General features: G+C 47.6%; 16 protein-coding genes. 9 read left to right on the top strand and 7 right to left on the bottom strand.

The annotated features are described in order from the left end of the window. Window positions 1-12 precede the first annotated feature (12 nt). The 5 genes from OCV81_RS00405 to OCV81_RS00385 all read left to right on the top strand — a co-directional run bounded on the left by OCV81_RS00405 (window position 13) and on the right by OCV81_RS00385 (window position 9795). Window positions 13-1080 carry an acyltransferase family protein gene (locus OCV81_RS00405; RefSeq protein ID WP_148327696.1) on the top strand — a complete coding sequence of 356 codons (1068 nt, stop codon included), beginning with the start codon at window positions 13-15 and terminating at the stop codon, window positions 1078-1080. Window positions 1081-1113: 33 nt separating this feature from the next. Continuing rightward, complete coding sequence (locus OCV81_RS00400) at window positions 1114-4131, top strand: SusC/RagA family TonB-linked outer membrane protein (protein WP_148327695.1); 3018 nt, start codon at window positions 1114-1116, stop codon at window positions 4129-4131. Between the two features lie 25 nt (window positions 4132-4156). Beyond that, window positions 4157-5839, top strand: a complete 1683-nt coding sequence (locus OCV81_RS00395) for a RagB/SusD family nutrient uptake outer membrane protein (protein ID WP_148327694.1) — start codon at window positions 4157-4159, stop codon at window positions 5837-5839. A gap of 200 nt (window positions 5840-6039) precedes the next feature. Further along, window positions 6040-8367 carry a GH92 family glycosyl hydrolase gene (locus tag OCV81_RS00390; RefSeq protein WP_148327693.1) on the top strand — a complete coding sequence of 776 codons (2328 nt, stop codon included), beginning with the start codon at window positions 6040-6042 and terminating at the stop codon, window positions 8365-8367. A 27-nt stretch (window positions 8368-8394) separates the two neighbouring features. Further along, window positions 8395-9795 carry a glycoside hydrolase family 28 protein gene (locus OCV81_RS00385; protein WP_022353500.1) on the top strand — a complete coding sequence of 467 codons (1401 nt, stop codon included), beginning with the start codon at window positions 8395-8397 and terminating at the stop codon, window positions 9793-9795. A 111-nt stretch (window positions 9796-9906) separates the two neighbouring features. Here the strand turns inward: OCV81_RS00385 and OCV81_RS00380 are convergent, their stop codons facing one another. From OCV81_RS00380 to OCV81_RS00370, 3 genes are all read right to left on the bottom strand, one after another. Then, window positions 9907-14052: a hybrid sensor histidine kinase/response regulator transcription factor gene (locus OCV81_RS00380; protein ID WP_148327692.1), complete on the bottom strand. Its 4146-nt coding sequence runs from the start codon at window positions 14050-14052 to the stop codon at window positions 9907-9909. Between the two features lie 11 nt (window positions 14053-14063). After that, window positions 14064-15248 (bottom strand): MFS transporter AraJ, encoded by a 1185-nt coding sequence (gene araJ / locus OCV81_RS00375; RefSeq protein WP_022353502.1) that lies wholly within the window; start codon window positions 15246-15248, stop codon window positions 14064-14066. Between the two features lie 90 nt (window positions 15249-15338). Beyond that, window positions 15339-16046, bottom strand: coding sequence for a M48 family metallopeptidase (locus OCV81_RS00370; protein ID WP_148327691.1), 708 nt, complete (start codon window positions 16044-16046; stop codon window positions 15339-15341). 111 nt (window positions 16047-16157) lie between these two features. Here OCV81_RS00370 and OCV81_RS00365 point away from each other — a divergent pair, with 111 nt between their 5' ends. Further along, complete coding sequence (locus OCV81_RS00365) at window positions 16158-16334, top strand: DUF4250 domain-containing protein (RefSeq protein ID WP_022353504.1); 177 nt, start codon at window positions 16158-16160, stop codon at window positions 16332-16334. Between the two features lie 88 nt (window positions 16335-16422). Here the strand turns inward: OCV81_RS00365 and OCV81_RS00360 are convergent, their stop codons facing one another. Continuing rightward, window positions 16423-17430, bottom strand: coding sequence for a class II fructose-bisphosphate aldolase (locus OCV81_RS00360; RefSeq protein WP_022353505.1), 1008 nt, complete (start codon window positions 17428-17430; stop codon window positions 16423-16425). A 345-nt stretch (window positions 17431-17775) separates the two neighbouring features. Here OCV81_RS00360 and OCV81_RS00355 point away from each other — a divergent pair, with 345 nt between their 5' ends. Then, on the top strand, window positions 17776-18030 hold the full coding sequence (locus tag OCV81_RS00355) for a type B 50S ribosomal protein L31 (RefSeq protein WP_007564320.1): 255 nt from the start codon (window positions 17776-17778) through the stop codon (window positions 18028-18030). A gap of 287 nt (window positions 18031-18317) precedes the next feature. Next, window positions 18318-20747: a glycosyl hydrolase family 95 catalytic domain-containing protein gene (locus OCV81_RS00350; RefSeq protein WP_148327690.1), complete on the top strand. Its 2430-nt coding sequence runs from the start codon at window positions 18318-18320 to the stop codon at window positions 20745-20747. A 91-nt stretch (window positions 20748-20838) separates the two neighbouring features. Here the strand turns inward: OCV81_RS00350 and efp are convergent, their stop codons facing one another. Beyond that, window positions 20839-21405 (bottom strand): elongation factor P, encoded by a 567-nt coding sequence (gene efp, locus OCV81_RS00345; RefSeq protein ID WP_072541553.1) that lies wholly within the window; start codon window positions 21403-21405, stop codon window positions 20839-20841. Window positions 21406-21594: 189 nt separating this feature from the next. On the opposite strand from efp, the gene rpmH reads away from it, so the two are divergent. Further along, the gene (gene rpmH / locus OCV81_RS00340; protein WP_007564314.1) at window positions 21595-21756 is read left to right on the top strand and encodes a 50S ribosomal protein L34; all 162 of its coding nucleotides are present in this window, start codon (window positions 21595-21597) and stop codon (window positions 21754-21756) included. Window positions 21757-22123: 367 nt separating this feature from the next. On the opposite strand, the gene gpmI is transcribed toward rpmH, so the two are convergent. Both gpmI and tsf read right to left on the bottom strand, forming a co-directional pair. Next, window positions 22124-23638: a 2,3-bisphosphoglycerate-independent phosphoglycerate mutase gene (gene gpmI, locus OCV81_RS00335; RefSeq protein ID WP_148327689.1), complete on the bottom strand. Its 1515-nt coding sequence runs from the start codon at window positions 23636-23638 to the stop codon at window positions 22124-22126. 185 nt (window positions 23639-23823) lie between these two features. Continuing rightward, window positions 23824-24816: a translation elongation factor Ts gene (gene tsf, locus OCV81_RS00330; RefSeq protein ID WP_072541550.1), complete on the bottom strand. Its 993-nt coding sequence runs from the start codon at window positions 24814-24816 to the stop codon at window positions 23824-23826. Window positions 24817-24929 lie beyond the last annotated feature (113 nt).

Genomic DNA, 24929 nt, shown 5'->3' with positions numbered 1-24929 from the left:
CAGAAAAACACCATGAAACGACTCTTGTCACTCGATGTATTACGCGGCATTACGGTATGCGGCATGATTCTGGTAAACAATGCCGGAGGCTCCATTTCGTATGCCCCGTTGCGCCACTCCGTATGGAATGGCCTGACTCCGTGTGACCTGGTCTTCCCGTTCTTCCTGTTCATGGTAGGTATTTCCACTTACATTTCTCTTCGGAAATTCGACTTCAGGTCCTCGCACGAGGTCGTCAAAAAGATTTTCCGGCGGACTTTCCTTATCATTCTCATCGGACTCGGCATCGAATGGTTCGGCTATGCCTGCAAAGGAGAATTTTTCCCGATAGACACGCTTCGCATCCCCGGTGTACTGCAACGCATCGGTTTGTGCTACGGCATTGTGTCGCTGATGGTCATCTACATCCGCCACAAATACCTTCCTTGGATTGCGGGTGGTTTGCTGGTAGTCTATTCCATTCTCCTGCTGGTGGGGAACGGCTATGCCTGCGACGACACCAACATCTTGGCCGTTGTCGACAGAAGCATTTTCGGGGAAGCCCATCTTTATAAAAAGAGTCCGATCGATCCGGAAGGACTGATGGCCACCTTATCCGCAGTAGCCCACACCCTCATCGGCTTTTTGTGCGGCAAGCTGTTATTGGAAAAGATTCCCGTAAGCCAACGGGTTGTCAAACTCATCACAGTGGCAGCGATGATGCTGGCAGTCGGTTATATCCTTTCCATCTGGATGCCTCTCAACAAACGAATCTGGTCTACAAGCTTTGTTTTCGTAACCTGTGGATGGGGCTCCTTGCTGCTTGCCTTGCTCATGTATGTAATCGACGTAAAGGAAGTGAACAAAGGCTGGACTTTCTTCCTGGTTTTCGGCATGAATCCGCTCTTCCTTTACGTACTCAGTGAAGTGGTAGCCATTGCCTTTTCTCAATGGGGCATTCGAAAAGCAATTTACGAAGGCATTCTGGTCGTATTCACGGACCCATATTTCGCTTCCCTCATCTATGCGTTGCTTTTCTGTTCCCTCATGTGCATCACAGGCTATATCCTACATCGAAAAAAAATCTATATCAAGATATGATTTTGAAAACTAACCTTTTAAAAATCTAAGTTTATGTGTAAAGTACAAATGAAAAATGCAAGACTAAGGCCATTCGTTTTATTTATGGCTCTTTTTCTGATGAATGTCTCATGGGCATTCGCGCAACTCACAGTTACAGGACGTGTACAGAGTAAATCAGGCGAACCCCTGATTGGTGTAAACGTTGTGGAAAAAGGTACCACCAACGGCACGGTTACCGACCTGGATGGTAATTACTCTCTTCGGACAGAGAAAGGTAAAACACTTGTATTCTCTTATATTGGTTTCCTGACACAAGAAAATGTAGTAAAAGGTGCCAAAATAAACGTAACACTTTTGGAAGATACGGAAACTTTGGATGAAGTGGTAGTTATCGGCTACGGTAGCATGCAGCGCAAAGATGTGACCAGCTCCATCACTACGGTAAAAGCTGAAGACTTGAATGTGGGTGTCGTTACAACTCCAGCCCAAATGCTGCAAGGTAAAGTTCCGGGGTTGACAATCGCCAATACCAGTGACCCGAACGGTTCAGCTTCTATTTCTTTGCGTGGTGCGTCTTCCTTGCGTACCGGCGAAGCTATGGAACCCTATTATGTAGTGGACGGTGTGCCGGGTGTCAGCATTTCTCTAGTAGCCCCGGAAGACATCGAAAGCATCGACGTGCTGCGTGATGCTTCTGCCACTGCCATCTACGGTTCTAAAGCCGCCAACGGTGTAATTATCATTACTACTAAAAAAGGTAAGAAGGACGGACGTACTAGTGTAAGCTACAGCGGCTATGTGGCTTGGGACCGCACCCTGAAAACCCTGGACATGATGACAGCAGACGAACTTTTAGACTATGCCGAAGCAAATAACATTGTCCAGCTAAAAGACTACTATGACGTAAACAATCCAGCTCACACCAACTGGCAGGACGAAGTATTGCGTACTGGTTTCAGCCACAATCATAATGTATCTATCAATGGTGGTAATGAAAAGACTAATTACAGTGCCTCATTGAACTTCCAAGATCGTGAAGGTGTAGTAAGAGGCACCAGTATGGACCGTCTGAACGCACGTACCTTCGTGCAGACAAAGGCCCTAAATAACCGTCTAGAACTAGCCCTCAGCCTGAATGCTAGCATACGCAACAGTTCTACTGGTCCGACTGACATACAGGGACGTAGCGTACTGGATGCTATGTATTATTACAACCCATTGGTTCCGACGAAAAATGCAGACGGCACATGGTATCGTAACTTAAATATTTCCCAAAACTACAACCCGCTGTCCATGATTAATGAGGACCGTTACGATACGAAGGAAAAATTGCTGCAAGGTACAGCACAGGCTACCCTACACATTATTGATGGCCTGGATTGGAACTTGAATCTCTCTTATCAGAACCAGCAGTACATTTATAACATCTACAATACGTCACAGACCCAGCTGCCCTCCGTTGTTTCCAAACACGGTCAAGCAGACCGCAGTACCACAGAAAACATCCGCAAACAAATGGAAACCTATCTGAACTGGAACCATACTTTTGCCGATGCTCATAAGGTAGGTATCATGCTGGGTTACTCTTGGGAACAGGCTGACAACAACGACGGTTTCGGACTGAGGACTTACAATTTCTACAACGATGACTTGACCTACCACAACATGGGTATGGCCAACAACATGGATATCAGCGATATCATCAGCAATCCCCTTTCTACTTTGCGAATGATTTCCTTCTACGGACGTGTGAACTACAGCTACAAGAGCAGATATCTGTTGCAGGCTACTGTCCGTCGGGACGGTTCTTCCGCTTTCGGTGAAAACAACCGCTGGGCTACCTTCCCGTCTGTATCAGCCGCATGGCGCATCACGGAAGAGAATTTCATGAAGAACCAGCACGTATTTGATGACTTGAAACTGAGAGTTGGCTACGGTGTCAGCGGTAACTCCCTGGGATTCGATGCCTTTATCGCACACCCGTTGTATGGTGCTACCGGATGGTTCACCTATGTAAATCCAGACGGCAGTACATCCGACTACAGAACACTGGGAGCTACCCGTAACGCCAACCCGGACCTGAAATGGGAAAGTACCAGCATGTTTAACATTGGTATTGACTTCGGTTTCCTCCATAACCGTCTAAGTGGTACCATCGAATATTACGACAAGCGTACTAAAGATTTGATTTATGATTATCAGGTTTCTACCAACCGTTATCCTTATGGTACCATGACAGCCAATGTAGGTAGTATCAGCAACAAGGGTATTGAATTGACTATTAATGCAATACCAGTACAGACTCATAACTTTACATGGAGCACGACATTGAATCTGTCACATAATAAAAACATGGTAGACAAACTGACTAACGCATCCTATTCAGTTGCATACTTCAACATGGCTGACCCTGACGTAGGTGGATTCCCAGGCGAAGAAGTACAACGTATCATGGAAGGTTCACCCATCGGACAATTCTACACCTACGAATGGGCCGGATACAATGAAAACGGAGTATCCGTATTTAATAACTATGATACAGACGGAAACCTGATAGGGACAACCGATGCCCCGACAGATGAAGACCGCCGCAAGACAGGCAGCGCACAGCCGAAACTAACTTACGGATGGAACAACGACTTTACATGGAAGAACTGGACTCTCACCGCCTTCTTCCAAGGAGTAGTCGGAAACAAGATTTACAATGCTACCCGTAACTATTACAATAACGTAGGCCTGGTTGCTGCTGGAAAAAATGTGCTGAGCGAAGTAGCCACTGAACAGCGATTCGCTGATTCCAACGCACATCGTCCTTCCGACCGCTATCTGGAAAACGGTTCCTACTTCCGTCTGGCTACACTGACGCTGGGTTACAACTTTGGTAGGCTGGGCAACTGGGTGAACAACCTGCGCATTTACGCTACCTGCAACAACGTATTTACCATCACCGGTTACAAAGGTCTGGATCCGGAGGTCTATCTGGGCGGCCTGACTCCGGGCGTAGACTGGCGTCAAACTCAATATCCACGTACACGTACATTCATGGTAGGTGTAAATGTAAACTTCTAACCTTAAAAACAGGAGATATAAAAATATGAAAACAAGAGATTTTATTTCTGCCGCTTTATTGGCACTTACATCAGTCGGCTGTACAGACTTGGATGTGGACATCAAATCACAGTACACCGAATATCCTGAATCAGAGATTGCATTAAGCGCACGTATGAACAATGTTTATTACGCTTTTCGCGGTGCCTTGGGACGTCGCTACGATGAGCTCGTATCCTGCAACTCGGATGAATATACAGCAGTCAGTTTCGATACCGACTACCTGAACGGACGCGATATGTCCAACATCTCCCTCCACATGGTTAATGCGGATGCCAGCAACAGCCAGCTGGCGGTCTACAACGACATTCAGGCAGGTATCGTAAACTGTAACCAGTTACTGATGGATCTGGGAGAAGGTGAAGACCAGGTTCGCTATACTGCCCCTTTACGAGCTGTGCGTGCGTTCTATACCTTCCTACTGATGGACAACTGGGGAGATACTCCTATCATTGACTACAAGGTATTGGATAACAATTCAGCCATTGAACGCTCTCCACGTGCAGAAGTAGCTAAGTGGATTGAATCAGAACTGCTGGCCGTACGTGACGATTGTCCGAGTGAAGTTTCCGCAGCAACCTACGGAACACCGACCTGCTGGATGGTAGACGCATTACTTGCCAAGCTATACATTAATTGGAATGTATATACTCAAGATGTAACTAGTGCAAGCTGGGATCCCAATGCAAATAATGGCAAACTGAAAGACTGTATCGCAGCCTGCGACCGTGTCATCGAGTCACATCTTTTCGACCTGACCGATGACTATAAGACAAAGTTCATGTATACGAATGGTCCACAGATTAAAGACTTTATCTACGCCATGCCGTATGATGCAGTTACCGCACAAGGTATGACTTATGCCCGTTTCCGCACTTGGCGCCGTGGACAGAATGACAATGGTTTTTATAGTATAGAAATGACCAACTCCGTGGGTGGAAACATGACCCTTACCCCGGAATTTGTAGAACTTTTCTGCTTACCAGGAGATGATCGTAATAGTGTAATTGCTGGAAGTACGGGAGAAGATATTAATAAAACATCTTTCGATGTATATCAATATGATAATGCTACAGGTATGCCAACCGGTGTACGTAACACCTATAAAGGAGACTTGGTCACCTTTAGCAAATCCATCTCTTTAGCTACCGGTACTTACGAAAAAGATGGGGTCATTGTTCAGCGTGTACCGGATGCAGACCTCAACTGTGGTGCAACTTTGACCGGGTGGACACAGGGCTACCGCTCCATCAAGTTCTTCCCGGACATCAACGACTACAACGTATATAGCCGTAACCAGGACAACGATGTACCTATCTTCCGCTATGCAGACATAATCCTGATGAAATGTGAGGCAATTGTCCGTGGAGGTACTGCTACATTAAATGAAACTCCTATGAGTCTATTCAATCAGATTCGTGAATATGTACACGCTCCTTTATTGGATCATGATCCAGATCTTCAGGAAATCTTAGACGAGCGTGGACGTGAATTCCTGGATGAACACTGGCGTCGTAACGACCTGATTCGTTTCGGTGATTTCGAACGAGACTGGGGCTTCAAATACGACTACAATCCCGATGCAGCTAACCCGCAATATCGTTTGTTACCGCTGGCTCGTGACGTGCTGAATGCAAATGCGAACTGGAAACAGAACCCGGGTTATTAATCTCTTTATATAAAATATCGGTGAGGGACTTCCCTCACCGATATTTGTAATTCTTTTTTCTCTATAAAGTTTTCAAAGGTTAATTCTATAATAGAAGATACAGATTATGAGTTGAATAGTCTTAAACCTGCGAAGCATCATAATGACAATTTCTTATTTTTGTGGGGAATACACATAGCAATCACGTAGATTTAAGATTTATGAAAACACATCTCACTACATTACTCAAATCACTGACTTATGGAACGATGGTTCCATTGATGATTTCGTGTGCGGGGGAACATTCCCACGGAAACTTATTATCATACATTGACACAAGAGTGGGTACTGCAGCCAGCACGACCCACACTGCAGGGATGTTTGGTAAACATACCGAAGAATACGGACAAACCTTACCTGCCGTACTGGAACCCAACGGCATGAATTTCTGGACCCCACAGACACAAGACACCGAACTGAAATGCATCGCACCATATTATTATCGTGATTCCTTGTTTCAAGGATTCCGCAATTCCCATTGGATTGTGGGAGGATGTACACAAGATTATGGTTCCATGACCTTGACGGCTTCCTTCGATTCCTTACGATGCCTGCCGGAAAAAAGAGCCACCCGATTCTCACACGAGCAGGAAACTGCTACTCCAGCTTATTATTCTGTAACTTTACCTGATGAACATCTTCAGGCTGAAATGACAGGCCGCTCGCGGTCAGCCATTTTCCGCTTTTCCTACCAGAAGGAAGGAAAGGCTTATCTCATCGTCAATCCTAACAGTGACGAAGGAGAAGGATATATCGAAATTGATACCCTTCAGAAACGTATTTACGGCTACAATCCCGTACATCGCATTTATCAAGGCTGGGGAGAACCCGCCGGATACAGCGGACATTTTATTATAGACTACCAGAAAGACCTCTGCGACTTCGGAACTTTCCGGGAAGACAGTCTGTTCCCTGGACAGACCAAAATCGGTCATGAAAAAAATATCGGAATCTATATAGGCTTTCACGTAAAAAGCCATGAACAAGTATTAGTCAAAGTGGCTTCTTCCTTCACCGATAGAAAAGGAGCCGAACAAAATCTGCAACAGGAAATTCCGCACTGGAATTTCGACCAGACGCGGAAGGAACTTACCGCAATCTGGGAAAAGCATCTCTCGGCCATCAAAGTAGAAACACCTGACCAGGAAGCCAAGGAGAAATTCTATGGAGCCTTTTATCGGGCTTCTTTCCTTCCCCGCACATTCAACGACGTGGATGGAAGATACCCGGCTTTTGCACAGAAAGATTCCATTCTCCAGCTAGCCCAAAACGAAACCTATTATGATGACTTCAGCATGTGGGATACCTACCGTGCCTTGCATCCGCTCATCAACCTATTATACCCCACACGAGGAGGACAGATGATGCAGTCACTCGTCCACAAATATGAACAGGGTGGCTGGTTGCCCATCTTCCCGTGCTGGAACAGCTATACGGCAGCCATGATTGGCGACCATTGCATAGCAGCCATAGGAGATGCTTACGTGAAAGGCATCCGCAACTTTGACATCGAAACGGCTTACAAGGCCATGCGGCAGAATGCGTTCGAATTGCCCGTCCAGGAAGCAGATTACCGGAACGGGATGGGACGCCGGGCCTTACAGTCGTACCTGAAATACGGCTACATTCCGCTGGAGGACAGTGTACCCGATGCCTTCCACACCAAAGAACAGGTGTCGCGTACTTTGGAATATGCTTACGATGATTTTGTCCTTTCCCAAGTAGCCAAACTGCTTCAAAAAGATGAGGATTACAAATTATTGGCCGCCCGTGCTCTGAACTACCGTAACGTCATCGACCCTGCTACAGGATATGCACAGGGACGGCATGCCGACGGCACCTTCCTGAAAGAAGCGAACGCCTTCCAGTTTGCCAAGTTCATCACCGAAGGGGCACCCTGCCATTATACCTGGTACGCGCCACAAGACCCGTATGGACTGATGGAATGTATGGGCGGACGTCAGCACTATGTGGAGAAACTGGACTCCATGTTCAGCGCACAAAGATACTGGCACGGCAACGAACCCTGCCATCAGGTGGCCTTTATATTCAACTATGCAGGGCAGCCATGGAAAACCCAGCAGGCCGTACGTCACATCATGGCAACGGAATACCTGAATGCCCCCGGAGGCTTGTCGGGCAACGACGATGCGGGACAGATGTCGGCCTGGTATATTTTTGCCTCTTTAGGCTTCTATCCGGTTTGCCCGGGCTCCCCCTATTATGTACTGGCCAGTCCGTCTTTCTCCAAGGCTACACTACACTTGGAAAACGGCAAGACTTTTACCCTGCAAGCTGAAAACACTTCCAAGGAGAACATTTACATACAACAAGTAACCTTGAACGGGAAACCTTATACCCGAAACTACATTACGCATAAAGATATTACGGAAGGAGGCGAAATGGTATTTGTCATGGGAAATATGCCCAATAAGACATGGGGCAGTGCTCCGGAAGACTGTCCCCCTTCACTGATTGAAAAATTCTGAATAAAAACATAAATCCCATATTATATTATGAAAACAAAAAATATTCTACTTGCACTACTCAGCATCTTCCTTCTCGGAGCATGCCACTCGCCACAAACGGGGATTTACAACATTATGGACTACGGGGCTACCGGTGACGGGGAAACGGATGATGCCTCAGCTATCCAGAAAGCTATTAATGCCTGTTCGGAAGCCGGAGGCGGTACGGTTCTCGTACCTTCGGGACATACCTTCCTTTGCGGACCGTTCAAACTGGCTTCTTACGTAGAGTTACAGCTGGCCCCCAATTCCCGGCTGCTGGCGAATCCGGATGAAAGCATCTATACCGAAAGTGCCTTCGGTGCCAACCGCGGAGAGGGAATGATGTGGATCAGCGGAAAAGACCTGAAAAACGTGTCCATCACTGGTACGGGAAGTATCGACGGCAACGGAGTAGCCTTCATGGGAAAGGAACTGGACGATTCTTACGAACTGAAGCCGGTCACGGACTTTGACCCGCGTCCGCATGTGCTCACCCTGACCAATATCGAGAAGTTGGTGATACGCGATGTGAACATCTGCAACAGTGCCTACTGGACAGTCCATCTGATAGGCTGCCGCAACGTCATGATTGACGGCATCAGTATCCTCAACAACCTCAAAATCCGGAACGGCGACGGCATCGACGTAGACCATTCCAAGGATGTGCGCATCTCCAACTGTTTCATTGAATCGGGCGATGACTGCATCTGTCTGAAAAACCGAAGAGAGTTTGAGGAGTATGGAAGCTGCGAGGATGTGGTAGTGACCAACTGCACCATGACTTCACGTTCCTGCGCCGTAAAGATCGGTTCGGAGAACATGGACAAAATCAACAACGTTTTGTTCACCAACTGCATCATCAAGGACAGCAACCGGGGAATCGGCATACAGAACCGTGACGAAGGTACGGTAACCAACGTAATCTTCTCGAACATGATTGTCGATTGCCGTTTCTTCTCCGACGTATGGTGGGGGAAGGCTGAACCCATTTATGTCACCTCTTATCCGCGGGCTGTAGGCAACCATAAAGATGCGGGATGGCGTTTCCCGAAAGGAGCCGTGAAAGGTGCCTGTGGGGAAGTAAGCCGCATTTATTTCCACAACATCAAGTGTACGAGTGAAAACGGAGTCTTTGTGGGTGGCGATACCCCCGACAAAATCAACCGGATTTACTTCGACCAGGTAGAAGTGAACCTCCACAAGCGGACTACCTTCGAAGGAGGAATCTACGACAAACGTCCGTGCGATGGAGAAGGTTTCCTGAAAGGTAAGACCTACGGATTCTTCATCCATACGGCCTCTGACATTCAGATGGAAGACTGCATGGTAAACTGGGGAGACACACGGCCCGACTATGCCGCAGAAGACGTACACCTGGAAAATGCAGCCAGAATCATACAAAAATGACACTAGCTTAGTGCTCATAAACCCACCCGTTGTGAAACGGTACATTTCTAAATTTCTTTTTTTAGGCCGGAACCGCGCAATTTCCTTGCGGGTTCCGGTTTTTTTTCAAATTTAGGAATGTCCAATAGAACTTGGCAGGCAACCGAAACGCTGCTTGAAACATTTCGTGAAATACTTTGGATCATTGAAGCCTACCGCATAAGCTACCTCCGATACATTGGACTCTCCTTTGCCTTGTTCCAGCAACTGATATCCCATATCCAAACGGAAATTCTTCATGAACTGCCCAATCGGCATCCCGGCCAGATTCTGCATCTTCTGGTTCACCAACGTCTTGCTATATCCCATATCGCGGATAAACGCATCCAATCCATACTCAGAATCGGCATAATGCTGCTTCATCAACTCCATCGCTTTGTCCATGAAAGTCTTGTCTCTGGAGTCTTCAATCAATCCCAACTCACTCACATCTGCCAGTGCAGCGGGTTTGGAGAATCTTTCCCGATACCCCCGACGCAAAGCTAGAATGTTACGGATACGATACTTGAGCACCTCCGCATCGAAAGGCTTGCACAAATATTCATCCACCCCTACCGAGTAACAAATCTTTTCATTCTCTTCCGAACGGACAGCTGTCAGAATCAGGAAAGGAATGTGACTGGTTTCCAGGTTTTCCTTCACCCGCTTCGACAACTCCAGTCCGTCCATCTCTGGCATGAGCAGGTCGCTGATAATCAAGTCTACGGAATGTTTCTTTATCACCTCCAAGGCCTTCACTCCATTTTCGGCTTCCAGCAGCTTATAGTCTTTCTTCAGAAGCGAACGGATGTAACGACGCATATCGCGGTTGTCGTCCACAATCAATACGGTAGCCTGTGCCGACGAAACAGCCTCAGCCGAAGAAGCATTTTTATCGGCAGCCTCCGTTGCTGAAGCGGATAGTTCATCTGCCGGCATGTCCTTCATAGGCAGCTGAATACGGAAAGAAGAGCCTCCGGCACGATTGTTACGGGCATAAATCACTCCACCATGAAGGGCAACAATACGCTTGCATACGTTCAAGCCGATGCCCGTCCCACTCTGGCCGAATACCGGATAGACCACTTTGTTTTGTGCCTGGAAAAAGCTGTCGAAAATCTGAGGAAGGTCTTTTTCCGGAATACCACACCCAGTATCGGACACGGACAGATAAAGCTGAACTTTCCCTTCCTCGTCCACCAGTCGGGCCGCATACAGGCGGATGGTTCCGCCGTCGGGCGTAAACTTCACCGCATTGGCCAGAAGATTCGTCAATACCCGGTGAAGATACTGAGGGTCGGCACTGACAGAAAGTCCCTGCAAGTGATAGTAAGTCTGCAAGGTAATATGGCGGTCTTTCACAAAAGCAATGAAAGGCAGCAGCAAATCTTCTATCATGGCCACCAAGTCGAACGGATGCACATTCAACTTCACCTTTTCCGTATCGAGTTTCCGGAAATCCATCAGTTCATTCACCAAAGAAAGTAAATCCTCCACATTCCGTTCGGCGATTTGCAGCTGCTCTTTCACCTCCTCATCGGAAGTGAGCGACAAAGCCTGCTCAATAGGGCCGTGGATGAGCGTGACCGGCGTACGGAACTCATGGGTAATGTGCGTAAAGAAACGGATTTTTTCCTCGGCCATTTCTTCCACATGATGTGCCATGACCTCCAGGCTGTGATTCTGCACTTCCAGTTCGTGTGTACGCTGTGCCACCAACTGTTCCAAGACAACCTGCCGGCGTTTCAGCCGACGCACTTTGTAACGATAGAAGAGAATGGAAAGGGAACCCGCCACCAGAAGAATCAGCGACCAGAACCACCAGGACTTATAATAATACGGACGCACCTGCAAGTCCAGCCTCAGCATCTCCTGCTGCCATTCTCCCTCCGGATTGGTAGTCTGTATTTCCAGCCGACAGTTTCTCGACGGAAGCGAAGACAACACGACTATCGGATTCCGCACCGAAAGTTCCTTCCATTTTCCACCATCTCCTTCCACCCTGTAACGGATACGAACCGCCTCATTGTAGCCATACTCATGCGTCGTCAGAGCCAGTTCCAGCTTGTCTCCCTCCTCCAGGTCGTCTACGCATTTCCGGGTCCAATACTCCCATTCTCCGTCATTGATACGGCATGAAGAAATGGCAATTGAACGTTCGTTGGCATGTGGGGGAATTCTTTTAAGAGCTACCTCATACAGCCCATGATCTTTTCCACAATACAAACGATTGTGTTTCAACGAGAAATGCAAGGTGTTCACATCGTAATCACTATCCAAAATGCCATCGGACTTGCCATAGGAGACAAACGTGCCTCCTGCTATCCGTAACCGAGACAGACCGTTTTCCGTCGCAATCCACAAGTCCCCTTTACCGTCTTCCGACAATCCATACACTGAATTCTCCGCAAAGCCCTCTTCTTTGCCATAATGTTTGAACTGGAAACGGTTTCCTTCATCCGAAACCAAACGATACAGTCCCGTGCCCTTTCCTCCCAGCCAGATTCTTCCCTGACTGTCCTGAAAAACCACGTTGATTTGCTCCACTTGCGTGGATTTGGCATCATCGAGCTTATAGCGCAAATAAATATAATTGAAATGTTGACGAGAACGTGCAAAAGAAAATAAGTCTACGATAAACAATCCCTCGGAAGTACCGACCCACAGGCGTCCCTTACAATCTACACACAGTGAGCCGATTGACTTGAACTCCGACACCATTGCATGAAAATCCACCCGACGGAACCGCTCCTGCCCCTTGTCATAAAAAACCAACCCGTGCGTGGTACCAAACCAGATACCCCGGTTGATGGAATCTTCGGCTGCACTCATGATAAAATCGTCCTCCAGACCAGGCACCTTTCCATTGGAATGCTGACGGAACGTTGGCTGCGGTTTATTCAAGTCCAGCTCACTGATGCCTGCTCCCCACGTATATACCCACAAGTGGTTGTCTCTGTCAATCAACAGACCGTTCACATTGTTCGAAAGAATAGATACCGGATTCTGCGGTATGAAAGCATAATGCTTTACAGCCTCCGTCACCGGATTCATTTGATAAAGCCCTCCTTCAATCGTTCCAACCCACAAGTTCCCCGTCTTGTCCTCTGTAATGGCACTAATCTGGGGTGTACGCCCTTCCGACAGTTTCCAAGGAATATCCCCCAGCCGAGACACCTCTACCCTGCGCGAACGATACAAAAGATTCACGCCTCCGTCCTGTGTGCCGGCCCAGATATCCTGTCCGTCGATAAACAGGCAACCAATGATATTGGAATTCAATCCACCCTCATCCGGAGCTTCCAGACGACGGATAAAAGAAAACGTATCAGAAGCCCGGTTGTATACGTTCAGCCCGTTAAAGGTAGCGACAATCAGATACCCGTCCGACGTCCGTTTGATGTCTGTAATATAAGCCTGACTGAGCATACCTTCCCGGTGTGACGAATACCGGTAACGCTTCAGGCTCTTTGTCACCCGTCCGTAGCGAAAAAGTCCACGGTTACTTCCTATCCACAAGTAATCGCCATCCACCTGCAAGCAAGAAATACGCCAGTCGTCGCTGAAAGGCACAATGTCATCCGAGAGCAACTGCTTGTCGAGCACATTGCCTCCTTTTTTCATAATCCAGTAAAGCTGATTCCCGATACCGGCACAAAGCCCTCCTTCCAGTTCTGCAATGGCGGTAATGGAATTATCCGTCTGTCCCTGCATCCGATAACATCCCGTAACCTTCCCGTCGTCACCCAGTTCCAGGCACCACAGCATCTTGTCGGTCACCACCCAGATATCTCCATTCGACGCCTGCACAACGGAACGTACAAAAGAAGCAAACAGTGAAGAAAGTCCCGGAAACTTCTCTCCACCCAACCGTGACAAGGATAATGGCAGCCCCGTCTGCAGGTCAATCAAGTCCAACCCGGCATCCGAACCCACCCAGAGCCTCTTGTGACGGTCCTCACACACGGTATACACATAATCTCCTTTCAGGCGATACAAGGCTTTTTCTGTCCCATAGGTCAAAAAACGGTATCCGTCATAACGTGCCAGTCCGTCCTGAGTAGCAATCCAGATGTAACCATACGAGTCCTTCATCACCGAAGTCACCGAGTTGTTTGGCAAACCTACTTCCTCGGTGAGGTGATAAAAGTTATATCGAGAGAAAAAGGTATCCTTTGCCTCCAGACAAAAAGAATATCCTCCCACCCATATCATCAAAGTCAACAAAAGCAATCTCATAGTATATTATTTTATGATACAACCGTATCTGTTGTTTTTCTTTTCAGAAGGCACCTGCGCTCCCGCCTGATATACCAGGTGACGCAAATCCATCCCAAGGCTACCACAAAGACTCCCACCAGTGCCGGATACCGGTAACCCAGTCCGGCGTCAATCGGCAGTCCTCCGGCGTATGCTCCTACCGCATTTCCCAGATTGAACGCAATCTGCACGCAGGCAGCTCCCATCATCTCACTCCCCCGGGAATTCTGCAACAGCAACAACTGCTGGGGAGGTGACACGGCAAACAAGGCGGCCGCACAAACGAACATCAGCAAGACGGAAAGCCACGGCACTCCCGCAAAGAGGAAAGTACCCAGCAAAGCCAGCATCATGAACACCTGCGTGAACTGTACCACCGGGGCCAGCCCGTACAAATCACCGCAACGTCCGCCAATCAGGTTGCCGAGGGTCATTCCCAGTCCGGCCAGCATCATGATCCACGTCAGACTTTCCGGCTGGAACCCAGCTTCGTGCAGCATCTGCGGAGTGACATAGCTGAACCAGCAGAACACCCCTCCGTTGCCGAACATCGTGGTCAGAATGATCAGCCACGGAGCCAGATTACGGAGAAAGCGGAACTGTCCTTTCAGTCCCGTGTCGGGCAAAGCCGGCAGCGAAGGAATCCACTTCCACACCAGATAGAACACCAGCAGTCCCCAACACGTGTTGAACAGGAAGGGGAAACGCCAGGAGAACAATGTGCTCAGCAACGTGCCGAAAGGCACACCGAACAAATTGGCTATGGTCATACCCGCAATCATCAGTGCCACGGCCTGCGAAGTCTTTCCCTTATCGGCCACTTTCTCAGCTACAATGGACCCCACTCCAAAGAAGGCTCCATGGGGAAGTCCCGACACGAAACGCATCAGCAACAGCATCCAATAACCCGGCGAAAGTGCCGCACAGAGATTTCCTATCACATAGATGGCCGCCAGTCCCAGCAATATCTGCTTCAGGGGCCGTGTACGGGCAATCAACACCGTCAACGGAGCACCCACACACACGCCGATGGCATAGGCCGAAATAAAATGTCCCGCCTGGGGAATACTAATACCTAAATCACGAGCTACATGGGGAAGGATTCCCATCATGACAAATTCGGCGATGCCCAGCCCCAATGTGCCGGAAGCCAACGCCAGCAAACTCTTTTTCATTCAAACAATCTTTTTTACCTAACCTTTTCTGATGCAAATTTACATCAAAAAAGTGTATAAAAAACACAATATCCCTTCTTTTTAAATGTCTCAGAAAGAAGGATGAAACCGACGGAGTTCCGCACGCAGGCGCAAGGCCTGTCCCGCCGTCATATCGTTCAGCAATTCCCAAAAGCGGGGACCATGGTTCATCTCCCTCGTGTGGACCAGTTCGTGCAGGATGACATAATCAATCAGGTGGGAAGGTACCAGCATCAGATAGCAAGAGAGACTGATGGTGCGGGCCGACGTGCAACTGCCCCACCGCGAACGGGCACCCGTAATCCGCACCTTCCTGTAAGTCAAGCCAAAACGTTCGGCCCATACTTTCAGCAAGGGAGGCAGAAATTCCGAGGCCACTTTCTTCAGGGCCCGCACAATGGCTGCCCGTACCAGCTTCTGCACGGCCTCATCCGAAAAATCGGTGTGTGCCGGGCAAAATACGGTCACCTCGCCCGAGGGCCGTAGCCGTACGGTAAAACATTTCAACTGGCTGGGTTCCAGCGACAGTCGGAAACAATCGGCTTCTATCCGGAAATTAAAGTCCAAGGTCTGCTGGGCCACCCGGCGGAAACGCTCCAGTAAATCTGTCCGGAACTGTTCCAGCGTGGCCAGCACTTTATCGGTCTTGCTATAAGGCGGCACCGTGAGATACAGGCCGTCGGGCTTGACCCGCATCGTGATGTTTCTTGCCCCGCGGCGGGTGGCAATCACAATGCGACGGAAATCTTTATCTTCTATCACTCGTTTAGTTGACATAGCCTTGCAAAGATAACAAATAAATTATCAATAGAATAAGTACAAGGAAACAATAAAAGCCGTAACTTTGCACCCCGAAAAAAGAAGAATCCGTAAAAACAAGTTCAGAATATGGAATTACCCAAAGACCCGATGATGCTGTTCAGCTTCATCAACATGAAATTGAGAGACTATTATCCTTCACTCGACGCACTCTGTGCCGATTTGAACGTGAGCAAGGAAGATATCGTGAACCGTCTGAAAGCGGTGGGGTTCGAATACAACCCCTCGCAGAACAAGTTCTGGTAAAAAAGAACGCAAACAAATGAAAAGGCTGCCTCCCGAAAGGAAAGCAGCCTTTATTCATTTTATCAGGTGTGATAAGTATCAAACACGATTAGCACTGAGCCAACTTGTTGTCAGAACCCAATACGTTGATGATTTTGTGCTTGTAAAGTTTTTCCATGTTGTCACGAGCCGGGCCCAGGTATTTACGCGGGTCGAATTCAGCCGGTTTTTCAGCGAATACTTTACGGATAGCAGCAGTCATAGCCAGACGAGAGTCTGAGTCGATGTTGATCTTGCAAACTGCAGATTTAGCAGCCTTACGCAACTGGTCTTCAGGAATACCGATAGCAGCTTCCAGCTTGCCACCATATTTGTTGATAGTGTCCACTTCTTCCTGAGGAACTGATGAAGATCCGTGAAGAACGATAGGGAATCCCGGAAGTTTTTCCATTACAGCGTCCAGTACAGCGAATTCCAATGGAGGAGGAACCAGACGACCAGTAGCCGGATCTACGTGGCACTGTTCAGGTTTGAACTTGTAAGCACCGTGAGAAGTACCGATTGAGATAGCCAATGAGTCGCAACCTGTACGAGTAGCGAAGTCGATTACTTCTTCAGGGTTAGTATAAGTGTGGTGTTCTGCAGAAACTTCATCTTCTACACCGGCCAATACACCCAGCTCACCTTCAACTGTTACGTCGAACTGATGTGCATAGTCAACTACTTTCTTAGTCAAAGCTACGTTTTCTTCGTATGGCAGATGAGAACCGTCGATCATTACTGAAGAGAATCCCATGTCGATGCAAGACTTGCACAGTTCGAATGAATCTCCGTGGTCAAGGTGAAGCACGATTTCAGGATGTGCACAACCCAGTTCCTTTGCATATTCTACAGCACCTTCTGCCATATAACGCAACAGAGTCTGGTTTGCATAGTTACGAGCACCTTTAGAAACCTGGAGAATTACCGGAGATTTTGTTTCTACAGCAGCCTTGATGATGGCCTGCAACTGTTCCATATTATTGAAATTGAAAGCAGGGATAGCATATCCACCTTTGATTGCTCTGGCAAACATATCTCTTGTGTTCACCAAGCCTAACTCTTTGTAATTAACCATTTTTGTAAGTTTTATAATTGTTAGTAATTAATTCCACCTGCAAAAGTAACAATATAAAAAGAATTAGCAATATCCTGAATCGGAGATTTTCTGTCTTTTCTTGAGGCAAATCAATTCAAAGCACATAATTTTGATAAACTTGTCACAAGGATGCAAAGTAGATATGGCAAAAACAAACAGATTTTCCTCTACAAGCCTTTGGTTGACAGAATATTTTTTTCAGCTATTTCTTTTTAGTTTCGAAGAAATAGCGTATCTTTGCAACCCGAAATAGACCATTACACACTTTATCGGTGTTACCACATATTTATTTGTCAATAATAACAACAAAAAGTATATACTAAAATGAAAAAAGGCATTCATCCTGAAAACTACCGTCCGGTAGTATTTAAAGACATGTCAAACGGCGACATGTTCCTGTCTCGTTCAACTTGTGCTACTAAAGACACAATTGAATTCGAAGGAGAAACTTATCCGTTGGTTAAGCTGGAAATCTCTAGCTCATCTCACCCGTTCTACACTGGTAAGTCTAAACTGGTGGATACTGCAGGACGTGTGGACAAGTTCATGAGCCGTTATGCAAACCACAAGAAAAAATAATTGATTATTTTTCGGGAAAAATAAAGAAAAGCCTTTCCATCGCGACGATGGGAAGGCTTTTTTTGTAGACTTTAGTCTACCTCTGAAGACTTTTGACATCCCGCCAAAACGCCTTTACGTTTCGGTCAAAACGCACTTGTGTTTTCCTTCAAACGCACTTGCGTTTCAAGTCAAACGCAAAGGCGTTTTTTTCACCCCTTTTTTCCATGTTTCAGGCCAAGTTTTTGCCCGTACGGGATTTTCTTAATAACTTGCAGTTGTTAATTTTCTTTATTCACACATACACTATGAAAAGTATTTTTATTCGTAAATGGAAGGGCGTTGCGGTAATGGCCTGCACCATTTCATTACACACATTCTCACTTTCCGCACAAAACCGGCTGGTGCTGCACTATGACCGACCCGCGGAATATTTTGAAGAGGCTCTGGTCATCGGAAACGGCACGATGGGAGCTATTCTTTATGGAGGAACGGACAAGGATGTCCTCTCCCTGAACGACTTGACACTATGGACCGGCGAACCCGACCGGAAAATCACTACTCCCGATGCCCACAAGGCAATTCCCGAAATACGGGCCTTGCTCGACAAGGAAGACTACCGCGGCGCCGACCTTGCCCAACGAAAGGTGCAGGGACATTACAGCGAAAACTACCAGCCCTTGGGGCAACTCTCCCTCACGTATCTGGACGAACCGGCACAGGTGACCGGCTACCAGCGGAGCCTGGACATCCGGCAAGCCCTCGCACGGACCAGCTACCAGCGGAACGGCAAAGCTTTCTCCTGCGACTATTTCGCCTCGGCTCCCGACTCCGTGATTGTGCTCCGCCTGCAGACAGAAAGCGAAAAAGGCATTCAGGCACTTCTTTCTTTCACCTCACTCCTGCCCCATGCCACCACGGCTTCCGGCAATGAAATCTCGGCCGAAGGCTACGCAGCCTACCATTCGTATCCGGTATATTTCGATGACGTGAAAAACAAGCACCTGTACGACCCGGAACGGGGTACGCATTTCCGCACGCTGATTCGGGTCATCGCCCCGGAAAGCCAGGTAAAGAGCTTCCCGTCGGGGGAACTGAAGATAGCGGGCGGAAAAGAGGCCCTGATTCTGGTGGCCAACGTGACCAGCTTCAACGGCTTCGACAAGGATCCGATGAAAGAAGGACGTGACTACCGGAACCTAGTGGCACAGCGAATGAACCGAGCCGCACGGAAATCGTTCGAGACACTCGAAAAAGCGCATGTGGCCGACTACCAGTCGTTCTTCAACCGCGTAGAGCTGAACCTCGGAAGCACGGACAAAGCCATCGCCAACCTGCCCACCGACATACAACTCCTGCAATACACGGACCAGTCGCAGAAGAATCCGGAACTGGAAGCCTTGTATTTCCAGTATGGCCGCTACCTGCTCATCTCCAGCTCGCGCACACCGGGTGTGCCGGCCAACCTGCAGGGATTGTGGAACGAACGACTCCTTCCGCCCTGGAGCTGCAACTATACCAGCAACATCAACTTAGAGGAAAACTACTGGGCTGCCGAAACGGCCAACCTGAGTGAGATGCACCGTCCGCTGATGGAATTCATTGCCAACCTGCAACATACGGGAGAAGCCACGGCCAAGGCGTATTACGGTGTACAGAAGGGATGGTGCCTGGGACAGAACACGGACATCTGGGCCATGACCTGCCCGGTGGGACTGAACGTGGGCGACCCGTCGTGGGCCTGCTGGACCATGGGAGGCGCCTGGCTGTCGACTCACATCTGGGAACGTTATGCCTTCACACAAGACAAGGCGTTCCTGCAACAATATTATCCGGCGCTGAAAGGGGCGGCTGAATTCTGCCTGAACTGGCTGATTGAGAAGGACGGCAAACAGCTCACCTCACCGGGCACTTCGCCGGAGAACAAGTTCGTGACACCCGACGGGTATGTCGGTGCCACATCCTACGGCTGTACGGCCGATCTGGCCATGACCCGCGAATGCCTGATTGATGCCGCCAAGGCTGCCGAAGTGCTCGGTACGGACAAGGACTTCCGGAAACAGATTGACAAGACCCTGGCCCGTCTGCTGCCCTATCGGATAGGAAAGAACGGCAACCTGCAGGAATGGTTCCACGACTGGAGCGACGAAGACCCGCAACACCGTCACCAGTCGCACTTGTTCGGTTTGTATCCGGGCCGACACCTGTCGGTAGAAAACACCCCCGACCTGGCCAAGGCTTGCGCCCGTACGCTGGAAATCAAAGGCGACAACACCACCGGCTGGAGCACCGGCTGGCGTGTCAATCTTTATGCCCGACTGAAAGACGGTAAGAATGCCTACCACATCTACCGCCGTCTGTTGCGTTACGTCAGCCCGGACGGTTACAAAGGGAAAGATGCCCGCCGCGGAGGAGGAACTTATCCGAACCTGCTCGACGCCCACTCTCCGTTCCAGATTGACGGCAACTTCGGAGGTTGTGCCGGCGTGATTGAGATGCTGATGCAGTCGTCCGAAAACAGCATCACCCTGCTTCCGGCTCTTCCGGATGAATGGAAAGACGGCAGCGTGAAAGGAATCTGTGCCCGTGGAGGTTTCGTGATTGACATGGAATGGAAAGACGGCAAGGTGACTTCCCTGCACATCCAGGCCCGAAAAGGAGGAAAGACAAAAGTCAGCTTCAACGGCAAGACCAAAACCGTCAACCTGAAAGCGAACAAAGGTATCCAGCTCTTGTAAGAACAAAAGATAAAAAGAAAGCCGCACTGGAATATCCAATGCGGCTTTCTTTTTATCTTTTGAGAATGATTTCTCTGACAGATATATCTTATCAAGCTTTTACACGACCTACGTATGAACCGTCACGAGTATCTACTTCGATAATTTCGTCCTGGTTGATGAACAACGGCACACGTACAGTAGCACCTGTTTCTACAGTAGCCGGTTTGGTAGCGTTGGTTGCTGTATCACCTTTCAGACCCGGTTCAGTGTAAGTCACCTTCAACTGTACTTTTACCGGCAGTTCAGCGAACAAAATAGTTTCAGTAGAAGCATCAGAAACCACTTCCACCACCATTTCTTCTTTCAGGAAATCCACACCTTCAATCAGGTCGTGAGCGATGGGCACCTGTTCGAAAGTTTCCTGGTTCATGAAGATATAGTCTTCACCTTCTTTATACAGATACTGGTAAGGACGGCGTTCTACACGTACATCTTCCAGTTTTTCACCGATGTTGAAACGACGTTCCAATACGTATCCGTCTACCACATCTTTCAGCTTTGTACGCATGAAAGTGTTTCCTTTACCCGGTTTTACATGCAGGAAGTCAATGCAGAAATACAATTTGCCATCCATACGGATAGCGGTTCCGATTTTAATGTCTTGAGCATTAATCATAACTTAAATCCTTTTATTATTATGTTATAGTTGATTTATTCTCTGAATACGGTTGCAAAATTAATCTAAATCACGAAAAAACGCAAAAAGATTTGTCTAAAAATGATTTAGCACTTTGATTATTAAAAAAAAGTCACTAATTTTGCAGCCCGAACGCATGGAATAATAACATAAATAGTATATACGAAAATGAAAAGAACATTCCAACCCTCTAACAGAAAGAGAAGAAACAAACACGGTTTCCGTGAAAGAATGGCTACCGCTAACGGTCGCCGAGTATTGGCAGCACGTCGCGCTAAAGGCCGCAAGAAATTAACTGTATCTGACGAATACAACGGAGTTAAAGCTTAATCAAGCGCTCTGTTTGACAGAAAAGCCGCAAAGTAATCCTCTTTTTTACTTTGCGGCTTTTTATTTTCTTTCCTATAAGATTTCGGCAAAAAAACAGGATAGTCTGAAAGACGGTATGTTTGCAATTTCATCCTCTTCTATCCAATTTCCACGAGAAAGCCGCATCGCCCACACGCCTCTCACACTCACCAGAACCGCACATCGCCTCCAGAACGGCGAGACATCCACTGCTTCCGCTATCCCTTCCCATTCACAAAATCTCATCAGGCATACGGTGTGACCACAAGGTATAAAAAAACGGACTTCACCACTTTTCAGCAGTGAAGCCCGACTTTTTATCTGGTTCTCTTGAAGATTCTCAGACAGCTTATTTAATCAGGTCATGACCTGTCATTTCTGCCGGCTGGGCCATACCCAGAATGTGCAGGATAGAAGGAGCTACATCGGCCAATACACCGTTTTCTACCTTGGCATTCTTGTTTTCAGTTACGTACACAAACGGAACCGGGTTCAAAGAGTGAGCTGTGTTCGGTGTACCGTCAGCGTTCAAAGCATGGTCGGCATTTCCGTGGTCGGCAATGATGATGACTTCATAACCGTTTGCCTTGGCAGCTTCTACTGTATCTTTCACACAGTTGTCGATAGCAACTACTGCTTTTTCGATGGCTTCGTAGATACCTGTGTGACCTACCATATCACCGTTGGCATAATTTACTACGATGAAATCATATTTCTGTGTACCGATGGCTTCTACCAGTTTGTCTTTTACTTCGTAAGCACTCATTTCCGGCTTCAGGTCGTAAGTAGCTACTTTTGGAGACGGAACCAGGATACGGTCTTCATTGGTATATGGAGTTTCACGTCCACCGTTGAAGAAGAAAGTAACGTGTGCATATTTTTCTGTTTCTGCAATGTGCAGCTGTGTCTTACCGTTGTTGGCCAGGTATTCACCCAATGTGTTCTGTACGTTTTCCTTGTCGAAGAGAATGTGTACGCCCTTGAAAGAAGCATCGTACGGAGTCATACAGTAGTACTGCAAGCCCGGGATAGTCTTCATGCCTTCTTCCGGCATATCCTGCTGAGTCAACACGATAGTCAACTCTTTCGCACGGTCGTTACGGTAGTTGAAGAAAATCACTACATCGCCTTCCTTGATGGTACCGTCGAAGTTGGCATTGACAATCGGTTTGATGAATTCGTCGGTCACACCTTCGTCGTATGATTCCTGCATAGCCTGTACCATGTCAGTAGCCTTCTTACCGATTCCGCTTACCAGCAAGTCGTATGCTTCTTTCACACGAGCCCAGCGTTTGTCACGGTCCATCGCATAGAAACGACCTACGATAGAAGCAACTTTTCCGGCTGATTTCTCACAATGCGCAGTCAGCTGTTCGATGAATCCCTTACCGCTCTTCGGGTCAGTGTCACGACCGTCCATGAAGCAGTGAATGAATGTATTTTCCAGTCCGTATTCTTTTGCAATGTCACACAATTTGAACAAGTGATCCAAAGAAGAGTGAACACCTCCGTTAGAAGTCAGTCCCATGAAGTGCATATTCTTTCCATGCTCTTTTGCGTATGAGAAAGCAGACACAATTTCTTTGTTCTTCAGGATACTGTTGTCGGCACAAGCACGGTTAATCTTCACCAAGTCCTGATATACGATACGTCCGGCACCGATATTCAAGTGGCCTACTTCAGAGTTACCCATCTGTCCGTCGGGAAGACCTACATTTTCACCACTAGCCTGCAACTGTGAGTGAGGATAGGTAGCCAGCAGACTGTCCCAATAAGGAGTCGGAGTATTGAAGATTACATCATCTTTCTGATGGTCGCCACATCCCCAACCATCCAGAATCATTAAAAGCGCTTTCTTTGCCATAATCTATTTTGTTTAAAAGTTAGAATTTCATTCTATGTTTTCCGACAGCAAAAATACAAAATATCCAGCTTGAAAGATTACCTTTCCTGATAATAATCAATAAAAAACGACTGCTTGGAACAAACAGCCGTAAAACAAATCGGGCATGCAGTTTTGCATGCCCGAAAAAGAATATCGAATAATGATTATTCAGCACGTAAAGTGAAACGCTTGAATTCTGTAATAGCCAATTCAGGATCAGCTTCCTTCAATACATCGGCTACAGTCTTCTTCGGTTCCATGATGCTTTCCTGGTTCAACAGACAAACTTCTTTCAAGAATTTGCCCAGACGACCTTTCGCAATGTTTTCAATCATAGCCTGCGGCAGGTTGGCAGCCTTTTCAGCAGCTACAGTTTCTTTGATTTCCTTAGCCTTAGCTACGTCTTCAGCAGAAATCCAGCCCTTAGCCATGTTACTTTCCATGTGCTCTTCGCTGTCTACGTGAGCCGGGTTGATACCCGCTTTCTTCAAAGCAGCTTCTACAGCCTTCTGAATCTGTTCAGCTTTCGTCTTTTCAATAGCCACGTTGATTTCTTCCTGTTTTACAGCTTCAGGTACACCGGCTTCATCGATAGCAATCGGGTTCATAGCTGCAATCTGCATACAGATTTCGTGAGCGATTTTTTCGTCACAAACCTTGTTGAAAGCTACGATAGTGCAAAGCTGGTTCTTGTTCATGTGGTTGTAAACAGCTGTACAAGCGCCAGATACAAAGTTATAGCCATCCAATTCAGTTTTTTCACCTGTGATACCGCTGCGTTCTACGATTGCGTCAGCAATTGTACCGCTACCCATCGGCAGAGCTTTTACCTCATCCAAAGTCTTGCATTTGTTAGCGATAGCCGCATCCAGAATAGCCTGAGTCAGCGCTACGAAATCAGCATTCTTAGCCACGAAGTCAGTTTCACACTTCAAAGCAATCATTGCCGCATAGTCGCCAGTTGATTTAGCCAGCACGCAACCTTCTGAAGTTTCACGGTCAGAACGTTTTGCAGCTACAGCCTGTCCTTTTTTACGGATAATTTCTACTGCTTTGTCGAAATCGCCTTCAGCTTCTGTCAAAGCATTTTTACAGTCCATCATACCAGCTCCCGTCATTTTACGAAGCTTGGTGATATCAGCCATACTTACAGCCATAATAATATCTTTATTTTGAGTTAATAATATGCATAAAAACAAAGTTGAGAATTGAGAATTGAGAATCGAGAATACAGTCTTCCCAATTTTCAATTTTCAATTCTCAACTTACT

Origin of the sequence: Phocaeicola fibrisolvens (assembly GCF_025567125.1) — a bacterium.
In the GTDB taxonomy this organism is placed as follows: Bacteria; Bacteroidota; Bacteroidia; order Bacteroidales; family Bacteroidaceae; genus Phocaeicola; species Phocaeicola fibrisolvens.
The sequence above is the reverse complement of the archived record's forward strand: the minus strand, read 5'-3'. Positions and strand labels throughout refer to the sequence as shown.

What these genes read in the sequence shown, in the direction of transcription:
- OCV81_RS00405 (WP_148327696.1), top strand. Translation starts at nt 13, where the DNA reads ATGAAACGACTCTTGTCACTCGATGTATTACGCGGCATTACGGTATGC.
- OCV81_RS00400 (WP_148327695.1), top strand. Translation starts at nt 1,114, where the DNA reads ATGTGTAAAGTACAAATGAAAAATGCAAGACTAAGGCCATTCGTTTTA.
- OCV81_RS00395 (WP_148327694.1), top strand. Translation starts at nt 4,157, where the DNA reads ATGAAAACAAGAGATTTTATTTCTGCCGCTTTATTGGCACTTACATCA.
- OCV81_RS00390 (WP_148327693.1), top strand. Translation starts at nt 6,040, where the DNA reads ATGAAAACACATCTCACTACATTACTCAAATCACTGACTTATGGAACG.
- OCV81_RS00385 (WP_022353500.1), top strand. Translation starts at nt 8,395, where the DNA reads ATGAAAACAAAAAATATTCTACTTGCACTACTCAGCATCTTCCTTCTC.
- OCV81_RS00380 (WP_148327692.1), bottom strand. Translation starts at nt 14,052, where the DNA reads ATGAGATTGCTTTTGTTGACTTTGATGATATGGGTGGGAGGATATTCT.
- araJ (WP_022353502.1), bottom strand. Translation starts at nt 15,248, where the DNA reads ATGAAAAAGAGTTTGCTGGCGTTGGCTTCCGGCACATTGGGGCTGGGC.
- OCV81_RS00370 (WP_148327691.1), bottom strand. Translation starts at nt 16,046, where the DNA reads ATGTCAACTAAACGAGTGATAGAAGATAAAGATTTCCGTCGCATTGTG.
- OCV81_RS00365 (WP_022353504.1), top strand. Translation starts at nt 16,158, where the DNA reads ATGGAATTACCCAAAGACCCGATGATGCTGTTCAGCTTCATCAACATG.
- OCV81_RS00360 (WP_022353505.1), bottom strand. Translation starts at nt 17,430, where the DNA reads ATGGTTAATTACAAAGAGTTAGGCTTGGTGAACACAAGAGATATGTTT.
- OCV81_RS00355 (WP_007564320.1), top strand. Translation starts at nt 17,776, where the DNA reads ATGAAAAAAGGCATTCATCCTGAAAACTACCGTCCGGTAGTATTTAAA.
- OCV81_RS00350 (WP_148327690.1), top strand. Translation starts at nt 18,318, where the DNA reads ATGAAAAGTATTTTTATTCGTAAATGGAAGGGCGTTGCGGTAATGGCC.
- efp (WP_072541553.1), bottom strand. Translation starts at nt 21,405, where the DNA reads ATGATTAATGCTCAAGACATTAAAATCGGAACCGCTATCCGTATGGAT.
- rpmH (WP_007564314.1), top strand. Translation starts at nt 21,595, where the DNA reads ATGAAAAGAACATTCCAACCCTCTAACAGAAAGAGAAGAAACAAACAC.
- gpmI (WP_148327689.1), bottom strand. Translation starts at nt 23,638, where the DNA reads ATGGCAAAGAAAGCGCTTTTAATGATTCTGGATGGTTGGGGATGTGGC.
- tsf (WP_072541550.1), bottom strand. Translation starts at nt 24,816, where the DNA reads ATGGCTGTAAGTATGGCTGATATCACCAAGCTTCGTAAAATGACGGGA.